Here is a 15,508-nt window from a genome sequence, read left to right as displayed (position 1 = left end):
CTTCTTGTGTGAAGCCGCGCTTGATAAGAATTCATATTGGAGATGAAATGTATGATAAATATAAATAAAGCCCAAAAGCGGACTGTATTCTTACGAACAAATACCCGGACGTCATTTAATATTTCTTTATGGGCTGGAGGAATTGCTTTTACTTTTCTTTTTGCTTTACTTGCTTATGGATTAGCAAAAGTCCCGGGGTTTAATCATATCGGTCCACTAGCCTGTTCAATTATAATGGCAGTCATTTATCGTCAAATTTGGGGATACCCTGAAAAAATAAGATCTGGAATTGAATTTTCTTCTAAAAAGCTGTTACGTTATGCGATTGTTTTATATGGACTAAAGCTTAATATTGATGTTGTTATTCATCAAGGGCTAGGACTGCTACTTCGCGATGTGGGAACGGCTGTATTTGCGATTGTTTTAACAATTCGTCTAGGCAAATGGATGAAGGCTGATCGTGGTTTATCTCTTCTTTTAGGAATAGGAACAGGAATATGCGGTGCGGCAGCTATTGCAGCTGTTTCTCCGATTGTAAAAGCAAAAGAAGAAGATACAGCTATCGGAGCTGGTGTTATCGCTTTAGTGGGAACTCTATTTGCCATTGGATATACCATTTTAAGACCCTATATACATTTAACGAATATCCAATATGGAATTTGGTCAGGCGTTGGCCTCCATGAAATTGCCCATGTAGCTCTAGCTGCAGCACCAGCTGGACGCGACGCCCTAGCTATTGGCCTGTTGGCTAAGTTAGGCAGAGTGCTTTTACTTGTGCCATTAAGCTTTATCTTAATGTACTGGATGAAGCGAACAGGAAAAATGGAAAAGGATACGAAGATTGAATTTCCTTGGTTTTTAATAGGTTTTATCATCATGAGTATTTTTGGAAGTTATGTCGTAGGCAAGCACCTTATCATACCTAAAACGATCATGAATGATATTTCAACTCTAACCACGTTTCTTTTAACAATGGCTATGGTCAGCTTAGGGTTAAATGTAAGTATGAAGGCTCTTCGAACAAAAGCATTAAAGCCATTGATTGCGATGTTTATTACTTCTATACTCTTATCATTTCTTACATTTTGGACAATGTAAAGACCAGTAAATTAAAATGATTAAGTAACAGCTAATACTTCGTATACAACTGTTAATGTGAAAAAATCTTTTATTTCTCAGGTTTTAAATATCTTTCCAAATTTATGGATTAATTATAGAGAAATCTAAACCTATACTAGATATACTAGATACTAATGGCAGTTCCTCTCCTTAATAAACGGTTTCAATTAAAAAACACCCTTTATTGCAGTAAGTAGTGATGTAATAAAGGGTGTGTTTGTATATACTAGGGGTTGTAGTGCTGAACTTGGTGTTGTTTTAAGAGCATCAAGCGGATGAAAAGACAAAGCATCTTCTACCCATGGAATACAGTAAAGCATAGACACATTTAGAAAATACATTGACGCCTTTGAATCAGTCATGGTATAAACACAATAGGAGAGTTTAGTGCTTAAAAGCATAAAAGCGATAAAGTTTAAAAAAATACATAAATAGACGACATAGGAGGAAATAAATATCATGGGACATAATAGCAAAATTATAGACTGTACCATTCGTGACGGAGGTTTAATTAATAATTGGGATTTTAGCGTTGAATTTGTGCAAGACTTATATAACGGCCTAAGCGCAGCCGGCGTTGAATATATGGAGATCGGTTATAAAAATTCACCTAAGCTTCTTCAAGCAACTGAGCCCAACCCATGGAGATTTCTTGACGATAACTTTCTCAAAGAAATTATCCCTGAGAAAAAGTTCACGAAGCTATCTGCTTTAGTAGATATCGGGCGTGTAGATCCGAATGACATCCTGCCGCGTGAGCAAAGTATGTTAGATATGATTCGAGTGGCATGCTATATTCGCGAAGTAGATAAAGGCTTAGAGCTTATAAAAATGTTCCACGATTTAGGCTATGAGACTTCACTTAACATTATGGCACTATCTAGCGTACCGGAAAATCAGCTTATTGAAGCATTTGAAATGGTAAAGAAAAGCCCAGTAGATGTTGTATATATTGTTGACTCCTTTGGAAGCCTAGACCCTGCCGATATTGAGCATCAAGTGAAAAAGTTCCAAGCCATGATTCCTAGCAAACAGCTTGGGATCCATACCCATAACAACATGCAACTAGCTTTTGCTAATACATTAACTGCGATGCGTAATGGCGTTACATTCCTTGATTCATCTGTTTATGGTATGGGCCGTGCAGCTGGTAACTGTAACACAGAGCTGCTTGTTAGCTACATACCAAAACCAAGCTATGAGATGAAGCCGATTCTTGGCGTAATTGAAAAGCATATGCTTGAAATGCGTCAAAAGTGGGAATGGGGCTATATCATCCCTTACATGATTTCTGGTGTGCTGAATGAACATCCACGTGTAGCTATGGCTTACCGTGATAGCGAGGATCGTGACAAATTCGTAGATTTTTATGACAAAGTAACGTCTCCAGAAGTTACTACGTCTCCAGCATCAAAATAAGTTAAAATGCTAAAAGTACCTCTGTTAATCGGGGTGCTTTTTTGTATTACATAAAAAAAACATGATTGTATAGCATATCCTTAAACTTTGATACCCTCGATCTCGACAATTAGCTAAATGTAAACAGTCGTGCTCTTCTTAAACTATTATTTATGTATATAAACCGGCGTTCCAATGGGAACTGCAGAGGAAAGTTCTAGAATATCTTCATTATCCATTCGGACACATCCATGTGACATATCTCTGCCAATAGAAGCTGGATCATTAGTCCCGTGTATTCCATATGTAGGCTTTGACAGTCCCATCCATAAGGGGCCAAATACAGCTGGAGGGGTCGTATCTTTATTAATGATTTTAAATTTCCCAATTGGAGTTGGAGTGATCATTTTCCCTACAGCAATAGGATATGTCTTTACTAATTTAGCTCCATCATATAGTTTTAATTGATGCTGCTTTATTGAGACATCTATCCTTTTTGCCATAGAAGAACCCCCCACCCTCTTATAATTTACTATACATAAAATTTTCTAGATTAATCCATAATGACTGCTGCTATTTATACTGTTCTAATAGTAAAGAATTTCTTTAAAAGCCAAGGTCCTGGCGTAAACCCAAGCGTTAATTGCCAAGCACCTATTGCTTGCAAGCCGAATTGACGAACTAACACCATTTTTTCACTCATGCTTCTTACATCTTCAAACCATACTTCATGCATCTGCCCCGCTTGATCTTTATACCGAAAAAATGGAGATTTGTACTCCTTTGAATATTGAATGGGAGACTGATATCTCATTGCTGTTTTAATCGCATTTTGGTTGGATATAGCGGGTGCTAACGTGCCGGGCTTGTAAGGAATTGGCCAATTGTATCCATACAAAGGAACGCCAATGATGAGTTTTCTTCGCGGAACACTTTTTATCGCAAATTCTACTGTTCTCTTTACTTCAGTAATAGGTGCAACAGGACCGGGGTCGCTGCCTGCATGGTGCCAGTCATATGCCATTATGAACATAAAGTTAACAACCGCACCTATTCCTCCGTAATCATATCCTTTTAACCAAGGGATATCTTCGCTTGTCTTGGCTGGAACCGCTATTGTCAGCACATAGTCTGCAGGTTTTAAACGTTCACTCAGTTGACGTAAAAATCCGGTAAAAAGGTCTCTGTCTTCGGTCTTCACACGTTCAAAATCAATATTTACCCCTCCGTATCCTTTTCTAGATACTAAATCAAAGATATTATCGACAAGATTTTTTCGTGCCTGAGGATTATTTAAAACTTGATGGGCAAGATCAGAACTAAACCCTTCAGAAGTTAGATTAGTAATCGTAACTAGCGGTGTAACGCGATTTTTCCAAGTCGTTTCAATCGCTACTAAATCGTTTAAATTATTTATAATATCTCCATTGCTGCCAAAATGATATTCAAAGATAGAAATGGAAGAGGAATACGTTGCAAAATCACTGATTAACTCGCGATCTGCTTCTGGATTTCGAACGGCATAGTATTCTAGTGTCCCTGCAATATAGTCTGATATGTTAGGAATGTTTATTTTCATTCCGACTTGCAAGTAGTTATACGAGACTGAAGGATTAGCCCTTTTCAATTGCTCCAAGGACACGTACGCTTTTTTAGCAATACCTTTCATCGTATCACCAGGTTGAACTGTGTATACATATAGGGCTATGAGCAAGGCTTGACCGGGAACAATATTTGCTTCTTCTAACCCATTCACGCTCCTGAGCTGTGCAACGGAATAACCATATCTCCTGCTTATTGAAGATAACGTATCACCAGGCTGAACTATATGAACAAACATGTTTTCTCCTCCTATGTACTCTTTATCTATTTACGTTTTATTCCGCAACAAGTTTAAAAAAGCTATTCAATAAATGTATATGAGTATTGTTTGTTTATATAACTGAGTTAAGTAAGGGGGAATCTCTTTACACACTTCCCCTCTATTGCGCCCCTAATACGGGTAGAAATGTTCCAGAGATTATCTCAAAATTTATGTATCATAAATGTATGTTTTTGGTGTACTTGAAACAGGTTGTTTTTTTGTCAGATAGGATTATATTAAGAAATAAAAAGAGCAAGCTCTCTATCATAAGAGCTTGCTCCTTCCATTTAACGATTAAATGGAATTGCTCATAATTTTCCACACCTTTTTCTCATGTTTCTAAGCCTCTTGTGATTACTGCGGAGAAAAATTTTTGTCCTACGGCTAAGAGTTAATAGAGGAGAAGCACATGCTGAAGGCACCAACTCAAGCATGTGAAATATCTTAACCGTATCCTAGAGCAGGATCATCAGGGGATGATATTTTTAGAAGCTATCTCCTATTCAATAAAGGAGTCTTTTGTAAAGAGGAAGTCAGTTCTTTCTTAACCTTTTAACTTGTGTTCCTTTTATTTATTTCTTTTTTTCCATTTTATAACCTCGATGTTAACGCCATGATCTTCTTGAGATGATATGGTGAATTCGTCCATTAATTTTTTTACCCCTGATAAACCAACGCCTAGTCCCCCTGACGTTGTATAGCCACTTTCTAGCGCTTGTTGAATATTTTTAATGCCTGGTCCTTTATCTATAGCTATTATTTTGAGTCCTATTTCAAGTTTATTCTCTATTATTTCCATTATAATTTTTCCCGTAGTGGCATATTTATATATATTTCTGGACAATTCTGAAATAGTCGTAATAATTCGGGCTTGATCAAGTGTGCTGAAGCCTAAGCAGTTAGAGAACATCCGCCCTTTCTGACGCGCTTCTACTATATCCACTTCAGTGTGTATCTCAACAGTTAAAGGTTCCTTTCCTTCATCCGATTGAAATAGCATCATTATCACCACTTTCTTTATTTTAATAGGAGGGGAAAAACAATAGGCCAAAAAGAAAGGTTATCTAACCTTTCTTTTTGGCCTACATCTAGTTCAGTGCCTAGCTTATCAGTGCCGTTATGAAGTTGGGTTTAAAATCAGAAGAATTGTACTTTTATCTTTATGAAAATCCCATGCGACTAGTATATCTGTTACCTTTGAATCTAAAATTACTTCTAATGATTGGCTATGCTCATGAAGTAGCCTTTTTTCGAGATTTCTTTTAGCCAATGTAAGGTTTTCTTCAAACCCTAATTGAACTAATTCTTTCTCTACATTTACCATAATACCTTCCCTGATTATAAGGAGTGTTCTCTGATCTAATAAATAAGAAGAAACATCTTGAGGAAGTTTTTCTGCTTTTTGAGTCACTTCCTCAACTTCTTTATGCAGCAATTTCTGATTTTTATAGGAATGGTTGACTATGTTATTTTTATCAGAATGGATCATGATAAACATGCCAGACTGCAGCTCTAAATTCCAATCATAATAAAATTCTTCAATATCTAAATGTATATTTAATTGGATATATCCTTTTATCTCTTCAATTAAAGTCTCCATCAACAAATCACGTGTTTTTTGAACATAGATAACTTGTCCCTTGTCTAGCAAAGCCTTTTCTAAAGGTAATAAAAAGGCTTTAAAATAAACGGTTATAAAAGGAGGAGAAATGACGGTGAATACACCTCCAGGACCTCTTCCAAAATTTTCACGAAGTAACCTTCCCATATAACTACTTAATTCTTTTTCCAGTTTCGTTTTATCCATAGATGGTGCACCTAGTTTCTAGTTTCATAAGGTATACTATTCGTGATGTTTTATGAAAACTCCTTCTTCATCATAAGATCATTTTAGGTAATAAGAATTCACTTTCTATAAAATGTAAACTAGTCATACTAGTACATTTTTAATAGATTGGTTTCTGTTTACCTTTGTATTTTCTATGTTTAAAGATTCTTCTTTTATTTGAAATTCCAATTTTACTTCCGTAGATAATGGTACTTAAAAGTATTATATCCTTGCTAATTTCTTCTTTGTAAAATTCATTGTCATACTTTTGGTAATCCTGCAACAATCGACGAAGCTCTTTTATAAACAATACAATCTCATGATTATCAGCCATACCGACCAAATCCTTTCTGTTGGCACATCCTATTTTCAGATGCTATTTTAGGGGATTATTCCGTTACAAAAGGACTTACTCTTTTGAAACAACAAAAATAAGCCGAAAAAGAAAAGGTATGAGCTTTTCTTCCTCGGCTTATGTTTGGCACAATGTGTCCAATTCATTACTGCCTCATTAATTTTTTGGTTTTAAGATAAGCGTAATAATGCTATTGTCCTTTTCAAAATCCCAATCCACAAAAATATCAAGAATGTCTGCATTTAATATCTCATCATAGTCATCGTTTTGTCGTAAGATTCCTTTTTCCAAAGGGCGTTTAGAGATGCGTAAGGTGTCATCAAAACCCAACGAAATTAGCTGCTTTTCAATAGCCACCAGTATTCCTTCTCTTACGATGACCAATGTACGATCACTTAATTTATACGAAGAGATTTTCTCAGGCCCTTTTTGTGCAATTTCACTCATCTTTATAATCCGATCATGAATTGCTTGTTTTCCTGGGTAAGGGTCACCCTCAGTCAAATCGGCTTTCAAATCGTCCAGACAAACTCCCACAAAAATTCCGGAGTGATGATCTAAATTCCAATCATAATATAAGTGCTGGATGTCAAGGTCTGTAATCCCTTTAATTTGACCAGTGATTTGAGGTTCAAGAGTCTTTACCAAAAGCTCTCTTGTAGTCATAACCTGAAGTTCTTCATTCTGGTTTAACAGTACTTGTTCCATCGGTGATACAAAGCCACTAACATAAATAACAACATAAGGTTCATAAATCGTAACATGAACAGCCTCGGGACCTTTTCCAAAGTTATCTCGTAACAATTTGCCCAAGTTATTCGCCAATTTTGTTTGCTGAGCCTTAATATCCATATTTCTTCATCCTTTATTAAGAAAGAAGCATCATATCCTCTTTCCATCATTTTATTGTACCATTACGAACGAATAATTTAAATATACAGAATAAATAAAAATAATTTGTTACTTCATGTTTAACCGAATTATAAACGTTCAAAACCTCTTCTTTCTATTGCTTGGGACGTATTTTGAATGTCACCGAAAAATACGAATCCGTTGGATTCGTACTGATGTTTTCAATGAAGTGAGTTATAGCATGTAGTCAAATTATTGTTGGGGAAATATAGCTTTATCTTTTAATTGATGCATCGCAGGGACATACTAAAAAATAAAAAGAGGTGCAGCATGAAAGAGAAAAAGGAGCCACTTATTTTACGTAAGTGGCTCTTTGCTATGTTGATTGAATTCACTTGGACCTCTAATAAATAATGGCAAAACGCAATTTATAATCGATTTAGATTATTCTTTGACTAATTTAACAAGCATATGAGCAAGATGATGTTGTTCTTCCTCGTTTCCAACTTTCCATAACTCATGTAACAAGTATTGCTCTTCATTTTGTGGCTCCTCATGGGTTGCGAGATAGTCAGCTATTTTTTTAGCTGCTAGAGCTAGTTGATTATCATTTAACCCTAGTTTCTCACCTTTTGTGACTTTATCTCCTAAGTAACTTTTAAATTCGTTAAAACTAGAAAGGATGTTGTCTTTCTTCTCTTGACTCATTTCATTTAGTTTATCCTCTACTTTATTTTCAACGGTTTCAGTATTATTGTTCATTTTTCATTCTCCTTCCAATTAGGTATCAATGTTCTTATATGGTAAATCCCCCATTTACAGGTATATAAACATTTCGCAGCCTATTCATATGTTAAGTAGAATAATAGTAAACCTTGAATAAAACTCGAGTATTTGTAATAAAGTTTAGTGAAACACCTTTTTGATAACAGGATGTTAACAACCTAGGTTAGTTCCACAAAACTTAACGGGTTATTTAGATGAGAAACGGAGTGAATACAAATGAGTTTAGCTACTTATATAGGTTCGAACGTAGAATTACCTATTAATAAGGAATTAGATAATTTAGTTACTATTGGGAGTTGCTTTTCAGATGAAAGAAATCGATTGAACATAAAGAAACACCAATTTACTACCCTTTATGTTTATGAAGTTGCAAGTGACTGGGGAATTGAGATTACGGAATATATGAATAAGAGCAGGCGCAAAGAATCAAAAGAGAAACTAATTGCACTATGCAAATTGATGGACCGCTATCTTAAATCAGGAGACTTTTTTGAATTGTATAGTTGTTGGGTAGGAGAAGAAGCTAAAGAACCAGAGAGGAAATTAACGTTAAACATCCATTACTTTGACATTGACGATATTGATATGCCAGAAAAAACATTAGTTAGAATTGAAAAATGAGTTCGTCCTATTATTATGGTAAATTACCCTTATATAGTGTACATAAAAACAGAAAAACTCCCCTAATACCTTAAGGGAGTTTTTCTGTTTAGTTAAATATTAAGGGTGTAATTGCTTGTTACTTACATATCATTTAATATTTTTGTAGATATTTATTATAACCTATCAAATGATTTCGGGAAAGCAAAAAATGAAAGCGATTACTTTTAATTTAAAATAATAAATGAAATATAACTGTCTTTTTATGAGATGTATTTTGGTTCTGGAAAAATACAGTGCTTAAGCTTATATGCTCTAAATTTCTCCTTATCTATTAATAGATAAGGATCTATTAATAGATAAGGAGAAATTTTTATTCTTTATCGTTTCCTGGCACAGCATTAGAAACTATAGAAGTGTCTCCAGTATAATACTTATGGGGATAAGGATCAGAAGGCTTTGTTGCAAACTCTTTCTCAAGATCAGCTAATTCCTCTGATACCTGTTCTAAATCATTTGATTGATTATCACTCATATAAAACTCCTCCTTTTAATTAAACAATGTTCATCGCGCATTAAGGATACGTTTTTTCATAATGTGGATATACATGCTGTTTTTATTCTATACTTTCCTGTGCCTTTTCTTCATTTAGTATATATTTCAAATTAATATTTATTACTTTTTATAGGAATTTTCATTAGTCCATTATCTACCGCACCCATTCTTTTTTGTTTTATACTTTCGCTTCCTCTAGGGTTTCTTACCTATACACTAACTAATCTGCTTCTTCTGATTATCCAGCCAAGTGAACTTATTATTTTTCCTTTTACAACCGGAATATTGGGAATGGGCATAGGCGCTGCTTTTTACATTTTTAACAAGAGATTGTACATTGTTATAAGTGGCGCCACTCTATTAACTGTTGGGATTATTACCTTATTGTACGGTTTCAAATTCCCAGTACTAGGTCCTGCGATTCCCAATAATTTTTCTCTTTCTACTACTGGTTTAATTTTTGTATTTACTTTTCTTTATAGTTGGATTTGGGTTGAACTGAGCCTAGCTTATTTTAAAAAATTAAAAACATTTATTTCCTAGTGAATCTACAGATTAATCTCTTAACAGAGATAACTCGTTAAAATAATGGAGAAATCGCAATTAGCCTTTTAGAAGAACGTCAATTAGGACAATCTCATCTGAATTTTTTAAGGCTCTTTTTATTATATTTTCAAATTCGACTAAACTATTTGCCCGTTCTCCTTTAATTCCAAAGCTAGTTGCCAATTGGACAAAATTTGGGTTTGTAAAAGTTACTCCATAGCTCTTACCAAACTTTTTGTTCATCATTTCCTGCTCTATTTTTAATGTAGAGTCGTTTAAGACAATAATAATGAATGAAAGCCCTAAGCGCTTTGCCGTCTCTATTTCTGCAAAATTCATTAAAGCTCCTCCATCTCCAGTAATACAAATAACTGAATCATTAGGGCAGGCTAGTTTAGCTCCAATTGAGCCTGGTAAAGCAATACCCATGGAAGCTAGACCATTTGATATAATGAACTTGTTAGCGTTTTTGGGTTGATAAGTTCGAGCTATAGATACTTTATGAGCTCCCACATCTGAAATCACAATTGTTTCATCTGAAGAGAGCTTGTCGATACTATGCAAGATATTCTCGATTGTCAAATGAAGTAAATTGCTGTCTATCTTTTTCTCTTCAATATGATAGGATTGCTTAATTTGTTTCTGGAGATTACCAGAAGGAATCCACGGTTTAGAAGGAATATCCAGCTGGTTGAATACCCGTAAAGTCTGCTTTATATCTCCAACCAATTCAGCTTCTACAGGATAATATTCATCTATTTCTGCTGGTAAGGTATCTATATGTAAAATTGGTATTTTTTCCGTGTTCCATTCTTTGGGTAACTTTTCAACAAAATCAAACCCAATTACAATAAGCAGATCAGCTTCCTTTAAGCCTGCGAGCACTTCATCTTTCTCATTAAATCCAAACGTAAAGAAATTTTGTGGATGATCTTTAGATAACACACCTTTAGCCATATAACTATGGGTAACCGGTGATTGAAGACGTTCAATAAATAGTTGAAGCTCATCCACGGCTTCCTGTCTAACAACGCCGTTACCGATAATAACAAAAGGTCTCTCATACTGCCTAATAAGAGTATTGGCAGCCTGAATTGACTCCATGATAGGTATACTTACCGGTATAGATGTAGGTGAAATAGGTTTGATGGGAACGATTTGAGTTGCTAAGTCTTCTGGCAATTCTACTACTATGGGTCCTGGCTTTTCCATTTGTGCAATTTTAAATGCTTTTCGAATAATCTCAGGAAGCGTTTGTGCATCTTTTATTTGAACACGCCACTTCGTTGCTGGTTCTACCATTTTAATAATGTCCATATATTGGTGTGACTCTTTATGTTGTCTCCCCAAAGCAGCCTGTCCCGTTAATGCTACAACAGGAGAGTGGTCTAGCTTTGCACTAGATATACCTGTCAATAAATTAGTAGCTCCTGGTCCTAATGTTGATAAACATACCCCTACTTTGTTTGCTAACCTTCCGTATACATCTGCCATGAAAGCAGCTCCTTGTTCATGCCGCACATTCACGAATTGAATCTGTTTAGAGTTGGATAAAGAATCAATAAAATCCAACGTCTCTTTACCAGGTATTCCGAAAATATATTCAACTCCCTCATTTTCTAAACATTGAACAAGTGTATCCGTCACTTTCATATTGTTCGACCTCTCTTTAGATAGTATTCTGACAAGCTTATGTGAAAGAAATAGCTCATCAATTCTTATCTCGTTTTTTCTAGTTTTAACTAACCGGAACCCTAAATATATGGAATGAAATCATACTCACTAACTGTTGCTTATAGTGTTACCATTAGGTTCTTATGTTAAATACATTTTTTAGAGAATGTATAAATAATTGGATGAGTCAACCTTTCATCCGTGTGAACTGATTGGGAGTGTGACAATACTCTATAAAGAATTATTATTAGAAAGTAACATTTTAAGGAATGTAAAAAATCCCATATACAAATAATAAGTCGAATACTCGTATAAAAGGTACATGTAGATATTCTGCATAAATCGTCATACCAAAAAAAGGTTTATTAAACTTAAACACTGGGTATTATCAAATCAAGACGATGTGTTAAGAGTACCGCCCGTGCATAGGGTGTGTCCTTCTCTATTCTATAAAAAATGGCGCCTCCAACGGCGTCATTTTTTATTTGTAAACAAGTTTAAGGATGCTTCATGCGAAGGTTGGATTTATATGAAAAGGTACATAGATTCTTATCTAATAGAATCTATTTTTACACCACTATTCAAAAAGATTTTGAGTGAACTTCCCTTTCTTTTGGGCAGACGGGTCCCCGTGTGCTCTCTCATCTAATTTAGTTCATATTTATGAATAAAATGCCCATAATGAGTATGTGGGCATTGGTTGATCTTTGACTTCTATCATTTCGATGTTTAGAAGATCACTTATAAATATTTTGAGGTTTTTGCATGAGAACCTCATTATGATGTAGATCGTCATACCCCAATCACCTTTTTAGTGAAGTGAGTATTGATAAAGAAAGTTAGAAAGATCACATTAATTTAAGTTTAAGATGTCTCAATTGGGATAATATAATAAATAAGCTAGATTTAATGATAATCTGGTTTATTTTCTACATTCTAGGAGGCAACAAAAAATGGAACACGGTAAAGTGAAATGGTTTAATGCTGACAAAGGTTTTGGATTTATCGAGCGTGAAGGTGGAGAAGATGTATTTGTTCACTTCTCAGCTATTCAAGGTGAAGGCTTTAAATCCTTGGATGAAGGTCAAGAAGTGACTTTTGATATCGAACAGGGGCAACGCGGACCACAAGCGACAAACGTAAATAAAGCATAAAAACCATACTAAAAAGCAGACTCTATTTTCAGAGTCTGTTTTTATTTAAAAAGATTTTTATATCAAAACTTATTTATCAATAATTATAAGTTCGTGTTTTTTTAATTCTTCTTCAAAGAAAAAGGTACTTGGATATTTGTCGACTGTATAAGAGTATCTTTTCATGTTTTTACATAATGATTTTTTAAGATTGTTACTGATTCATTCGATACTGTTATAGTTACTATTTCTCCATTACTAAATATTTTCTCACTCATAGCCCTTATCCTTTTTTGCACCTGTGTAAATTACATACAAAATAATAAGCGTATTAAGAAACCTGCTGTTTTTGTGTATATAAAATTTTTCATAAAATTGATATCTTGGGCATAATACAGGATAGACACTTGGTAGAGGGGCGATTATTTGAGGCTGAAGGATGGAAACTTTTATACAGATAGTAGAACCAATAAGGTATATAGATTAAATGAAGATGACAAGGGAAGCTGGTACCTGAGTACACGTGATGATGAAGATCATCATCAAATGTCAAAAACCTCGGGGCGTAACATGATGAAATTGATAAAGAGTTTTTATACCAAAGTGAACGACAGTTGAAAATTTATCACTCTGCAAAACAACATAAAAAAATAAAGCTAGCTTAACCCAGCTAGCTTTATTTTTAGTTTATAGAGCTAGTTATCATAATGTTTTTTTAGGAATTAAGCAGCGATACGAACAAAAATTTTTAACCTGGCCGTTGGCAATCACCTATTATTTAATTTCGATTGCAGAAGCCTTGTTGTCCCAATCCGACGCCATAATACCATTTCTATATTGTTTTTTGAAAAATCATCTATAATTGATATTGTTTTAATCTCATATTGAGATATATAATAAAAATAAGAAAAAAGAAAACGCTTTCTAAATTTAAATACATTGTTACTTTTCAAACTATAAGGAGGATTTAAAATGAGCCAAGTGGAAAGAAATTCTAAAGTGCAGAAATTAGTTGAGTATAAAAAATTCAATGAAGAAGAAGTTTTAAAAATGACAGATCCGCAGGTTGAATATTATCACTGGCTCTATTTTGATGATTCCGCTTATGATTATATGTAACTCAACTATAAAATAAGAAAAAAGCACAAAAACGTTTGGTTCCAACGGGTTTGTGCTTTTTTCGTTTCTTTAATTATACGATTACTCGTTTTCAATACCTTTTCCTGTGACAACAAAGTGAGGGCTGTCTTCCTTTCGGTTGAAAAGTCTCCAGAACTCACTATACTCATCGTCTTCTGATGTATCCGGAAATCCCTCCACTAAATAACCTTGAGATAAAAAGATCTTTAGCCCTCCTACTTCATCCGAGTCAACTCTTTCAACAATCGTGTGTTCGTTTATACCTTCTATAAAAGATTCAATTCGTTCATCGAATCGATTATTTCCCTGGACATCCCATTCAAAGTACTCATTTTCATCATCCAATCCTGTTCTTGGAGAATAGAAATCCCGTGAGGCTACTACAATTTTATTACCTTTGACAATACGCCATGAACATTGAATATGTAAAGCGTATTCAGCTACCTCTTCCGTTTTCCCCCTTCTGGTTACTAAAATTTTTTCTCCAAATCCTAGCCAAAACAAATTTGAGGCTCTCCCCGCGTATCTTACATTTAAGCCCACTAATTTGTCTAATTTTGATATAGTTGCTTTTCTCATGCTTTTCTCCTTTTATTTGCAGCTAAAGCTCACTTTTACTGCTCAAATTAATACCTGGTATATTCATACTAAACATAAGCTACATAAAAAAGCTCTTTGTGAAAACACCGTCTGTTTATTTCTGCTTTTTCCCTTCTCTTACTTCGCTGATTGTCTTTATAAACTCACGCTCAGTTACTCCTAGATAGGAGTCGGAACGACGAACATATACAATCCTAAGGTTTCTATAAGGCCCAGGTATTGAAAAGAGCTGTACTAACCCTTCCCTCTCATATCTCTCCGCTAATGACCGGGCTATAAGTGTCACACCAAGACCAGAAACTACTGTCCCCATAATCGTTTCAAGTGTAGCAAATTCCATAATTTTCGGGGATACGATCTGTTCTTCTTTTAACCATTGCTGTAGTCTTTCTCTATATTGGCAGCCTTCATTAAATAAAATAAATGGTAGGTGCAGTAACTCTCTGGCAGACTGAATCTGCTTCTTCCCTTTTTCATTTGCACTGCATACAAGTACAATTTCTTCATCAAAAGCCGGAATTTGATCAAGCGTTGACACATTTACTGGTTCTGCTACAAATGCCCCGTCTAGCTGGAACTTAAGAACTTTCTCTATTAATTGTGTACTTACTCCTGATACTAGAGAAATATCCACATTTTTGTGCTTATTATGATAGGAAGAAATGATTTCAGGAAGCCCTACTACCGTTTCAACTAATCCAATACATAATGATCCAACAAGGTTACGCTCATCTTGAAATGCTTTCTGTATTTCATCCATTAGCCTCATCATTTGTTCTCCGTACGTTAAAAGTTTTCGACCTTCTACATTTAATGTCATTCCGCGTCTGTGACGATGAAACAATGGGTGTCCAATTTTTCGTTCAAGAGATCGAATACGTGCTGTTACATTTGGTTGGACATAACCTAGCTTATCAGCAGCAAGGCTTACACTGCCGTATTCTGCCACAGCCATAAATATACGTATATCTTCTACTTCCATAAACATCCTCCTTTCCACTTACATTCATTTAGGTATTAACAATAGTGATATCTACAATCATTTATCATTATTTTA

Annotated in this window: 16 protein-coding genes and 1 pseudogene; 5 read left to right on the top strand and 12 right to left on the bottom strand. The window is 34.8% G+C overall.

Going from position 1 to position 15,508, the window contains the following annotated elements:
• Positions 1–51 precede the first annotated feature (51 nt).
• Together NST66_RS07195 and NST66_RS07190 are read left to right on the top strand one after the other, a co-directional pair.
• Positions 52–1,098, top strand: coding sequence for a YeiH family protein (locus NST66_RS07195; protein WP_340843217.1), 1,047 nt, complete (start codon positions 52–54; stop codon positions 1,096–1,098).
• 480 nt (positions 1,099–1,578) lie between these two features.
• Positions 1,579–2,538, top strand: a complete 960-nt coding sequence (locus NST66_RS07190) for an aldolase catalytic domain-containing protein (RefSeq protein WP_033578621.1) — start codon at positions 1,579–1,581, stop codon at positions 2,536–2,538.
• A 146-nt stretch (positions 2,539–2,684) separates the two neighbouring features.
• On the opposite strand, the gene NST66_RS07185 is transcribed toward NST66_RS07190, so the two are convergent.
• The 7 genes from NST66_RS07185 to NST66_RS07155 all read right to left on the bottom strand — a co-directional run bounded on the left by NST66_RS07185 (position 2,685) and on the right by NST66_RS07155 (position 8,178).
• Positions 2,685–3,020 (bottom strand): L,D-transpeptidase, encoded by a 336-nt coding sequence (locus tag NST66_RS07185; RefSeq protein WP_033578620.1) that lies wholly within the window; start codon positions 3,018–3,020, stop codon positions 2,685–2,687.
• Between the two features lie 74 nt (positions 3,021–3,094).
• The gene (locus tag NST66_RS07180; RefSeq protein WP_340843216.1) at positions 3,095–4,357 is read right to left on the bottom strand and encodes a glycoside hydrolase family 18 protein; all 1,263 of its coding nucleotides are present in this window, start codon (positions 4,355–4,357) and stop codon (positions 3,095–3,097) included.
• Positions 4,358–4,949: 592 nt separating this feature from the next.
• The gene (locus NST66_RS07175; protein WP_311265245.1) at positions 4,950–5,381 is read right to left on the bottom strand and encodes an ATP-binding protein; all 432 of its coding nucleotides are present in this window, start codon (positions 5,379–5,381) and stop codon (positions 4,950–4,952) included.
• A gap of 117 nt (positions 5,382–5,498) precedes the next feature.
• Positions 5,499–6,188, bottom strand: a complete 690-nt coding sequence (locus NST66_RS07170; RefSeq protein WP_033578617.1) for a Na-translocating system protein MpsC family protein — start codon at positions 6,186–6,188, stop codon at positions 5,499–5,501.
• 139 nt (positions 6,189–6,327) lie between these two features.
• Entirely contained in the window at positions 6,328–6,543 is a 216-nt protein-coding gene (locus NST66_RS07165; RefSeq protein ID WP_033578616.1) for a hypothetical protein, read from the bottom strand.
• A 177-nt stretch (positions 6,544–6,720) separates the two neighbouring features.
• Positions 6,721–7,416 (bottom strand): Na-translocating system protein MpsC family protein, encoded by a 696-nt coding sequence (locus NST66_RS07160; protein ID WP_014460656.1) that lies wholly within the window; start codon positions 7,414–7,416, stop codon positions 6,721–6,723.
• A gap of 444 nt (positions 7,417–7,860) precedes the next feature.
• The gene (locus NST66_RS07155) at positions 7,861–8,178 is read right to left on the bottom strand and encodes a DUF3243 domain-containing protein (RefSeq protein WP_014460657.1); all 318 of its coding nucleotides are present in this window, start codon (positions 8,176–8,178) and stop codon (positions 7,861–7,863) included.
• Positions 8,179–8,418: 240 nt separating this feature from the next.
• Here NST66_RS07155 and NST66_RS07150 point away from each other — a divergent pair, with 240 nt between their 5' ends.
• Complete coding sequence (locus NST66_RS07150) at positions 8,419–8,823, top strand: hypothetical protein (RefSeq protein ID WP_340843215.1); 405 nt, start codon at positions 8,419–8,421, stop codon at positions 8,821–8,823.
• Positions 8,824–9,175: 352 nt separating this feature from the next.
• Here NST66_RS07150 and NST66_RS07145 read toward each other — a convergent pair whose 3' ends face one another.
• Both NST66_RS07145 and NST66_RS07140 read right to left on the bottom strand, forming a co-directional pair.
• On the bottom strand, positions 9,176–9,337 hold the full coding sequence (locus tag NST66_RS07145) for a hypothetical protein (RefSeq protein WP_165635770.1): 162 nt from the start codon (positions 9,335–9,337) through the stop codon (positions 9,176–9,178).
• A 624-nt stretch (positions 9,338–9,961) separates the two neighbouring features.
• The gene (locus NST66_RS07140) at positions 9,962–11,557 is read right to left on the bottom strand and encodes an acetolactate synthase large subunit (protein ID WP_311265193.1); all 1,596 of its coding nucleotides are present in this window, start codon (positions 11,555–11,557) and stop codon (positions 9,962–9,964) included.
• Positions 11,558–12,531: 974 nt separating this feature from the next.
• On the opposite strand from NST66_RS07140, the gene NST66_RS07135 reads away from it, so the two are divergent.
• On the top strand, positions 12,532–12,732 hold the full coding sequence (locus NST66_RS07135) for a cold-shock protein (protein ID WP_013056409.1): 201 nt from the start codon (positions 12,532–12,534) through the stop codon (positions 12,730–12,732).
• A gap of 69 nt (positions 12,733–12,801) precedes the next feature.
• Here the strand turns inward: NST66_RS07135 and NST66_RS07130 are convergent.
• Positions 12,802–12,989: pseudogene (locus NST66_RS07130) on the bottom strand (hypothetical protein).
• Positions 12,990–13,683: 694 nt separating this feature from the next.
• Between NST66_RS07130 and NST66_RS07125 the strand changes: the two are divergent.
• Positions 13,684–13,830 (top strand): BH0509 family protein, encoded by a 147-nt coding sequence (locus NST66_RS07125; RefSeq protein WP_014460666.1) that lies wholly within the window; start codon positions 13,684–13,686, stop codon positions 13,828–13,830.
• 81 nt (positions 13,831–13,911) lie between these two features.
• Here the strand turns inward: NST66_RS07125 and NST66_RS07120 are convergent, their stop codons facing one another.
• Both NST66_RS07120 and NST66_RS07115 read right to left on the bottom strand, forming a co-directional pair.
• Positions 13,912–14,430 (bottom strand): hypothetical protein, encoded by a 519-nt coding sequence (locus tag NST66_RS07120; RefSeq protein WP_176344273.1) that lies wholly within the window; start codon positions 14,428–14,430, stop codon positions 13,912–13,914.
• A 115-nt stretch (positions 14,431–14,545) separates the two neighbouring features.
• On the bottom strand, positions 14,546–15,433 hold the full coding sequence (locus tag NST66_RS07115; protein WP_328132721.1) for a LysR family transcriptional regulator: 888 nt from the start codon (positions 15,431–15,433) through the stop codon (positions 14,546–14,548).
• Between the last annotated feature and the right edge of the window lie 75 nt (positions 15,434–15,508).

Origin of the sequence: Priestia sp. FSL W8-0524, assembly GCF_038005965.1 — a bacterium.
Classification (GTDB): domain Bacteria; phylum Bacillota; class Bacilli; order Bacillales; family Bacillaceae_H; genus Priestia; species Priestia zanthoxyli.
This window is presented reverse-complemented; position numbering and strand designations above follow the sequence as displayed.

Bases quoted from the DNA above. Each gene is read 5' to 3' on its own strand.
- NST66_RS07150 (WP_340843215.1), top strand. From the start codon at position 8,419: ATGAGTTTAGCTACTTATATAGGTTCGAACGTAGAATTACCTATTAAT.
- NST66_RS07115 (WP_328132721.1), bottom strand. From the start codon at position 15,433: ATGGAAGTAGAAGATATACGTATATTTATGGCTGTGGCAGAATACGGC.
- NST66_RS07135 (WP_013056409.1), top strand. From the start codon at position 12,532: ATGGAACACGGTAAAGTGAAATGGTTTAATGCTGACAAAGGTTTTGGA.
- NST66_RS07185 (WP_033578620.1), bottom strand. From the start codon at position 3,020: ATGGCAAAAAGGATAGATGTCTCAATAAAGCAGCATCAATTAAAACTA.
- NST66_RS07195 (WP_340843217.1), top strand. From the start codon at position 52: ATGATAAATATAAATAAAGCCCAAAAGCGGACTGTATTCTTACGAACA.
- NST66_RS07190 (WP_033578621.1), top strand. From the start codon at position 1,579: ATGGGACATAATAGCAAAATTATAGACTGTACCATTCGTGACGGAGGT.
- NST66_RS07170 (WP_033578617.1), bottom strand. From the start codon at position 6,188: ATGGATAAAACGAAACTGGAAAAAGAATTAAGTAGTTATATGGGAAGG.
- NST66_RS07180 (WP_340843216.1), bottom strand. From the start codon at position 4,357: ATGTTTGTTCATATAGTTCAGCCTGGTGATACGTTATCTTCAATAAGC.
- NST66_RS07165 (WP_033578616.1), bottom strand. From the start codon at position 6,543: ATGGCTGATAATCATGAGATTGTATTGTTTATAAAAGAGCTTCGTCGA.
- NST66_RS07175 (WP_311265245.1), bottom strand. From the start codon at position 5,381: ATGCTATTTCAATCGGATGAAGGAAAGGAACCTTTAACTGTTGAGATA.
- NST66_RS07120 (WP_176344273.1), bottom strand. From the start codon at position 14,430: ATGAGAAAAGCAACTATATCAAAATTAGACAAATTAGTGGGCTTAAAT.
- NST66_RS07145 (WP_165635770.1), bottom strand. From the start codon at position 9,337: ATGAGTGATAATCAATCAAATGATTTAGAACAGGTATCAGAGGAATTA.
- NST66_RS07155 (WP_014460657.1), bottom strand. From the start codon at position 8,178: ATGAACAATAATACTGAAACCGTTGAAAATAAAGTAGAGGATAAACTA.
- NST66_RS07140 (WP_311265193.1), bottom strand. From the start codon at position 11,557: ATGAAAGTGACGGATACACTTGTTCAATGTTTAGAAAATGAGGGAGTT.
- NST66_RS07125 (WP_014460666.1), top strand. From the start codon at position 13,684: ATGAGCCAAGTGGAAAGAAATTCTAAAGTGCAGAAATTAGTTGAGTAT.
- NST66_RS07160 (WP_014460656.1), bottom strand. From the start codon at position 7,416: ATGGATATTAAGGCTCAGCAAACAAAATTGGCGAATAACTTGGGCAAA.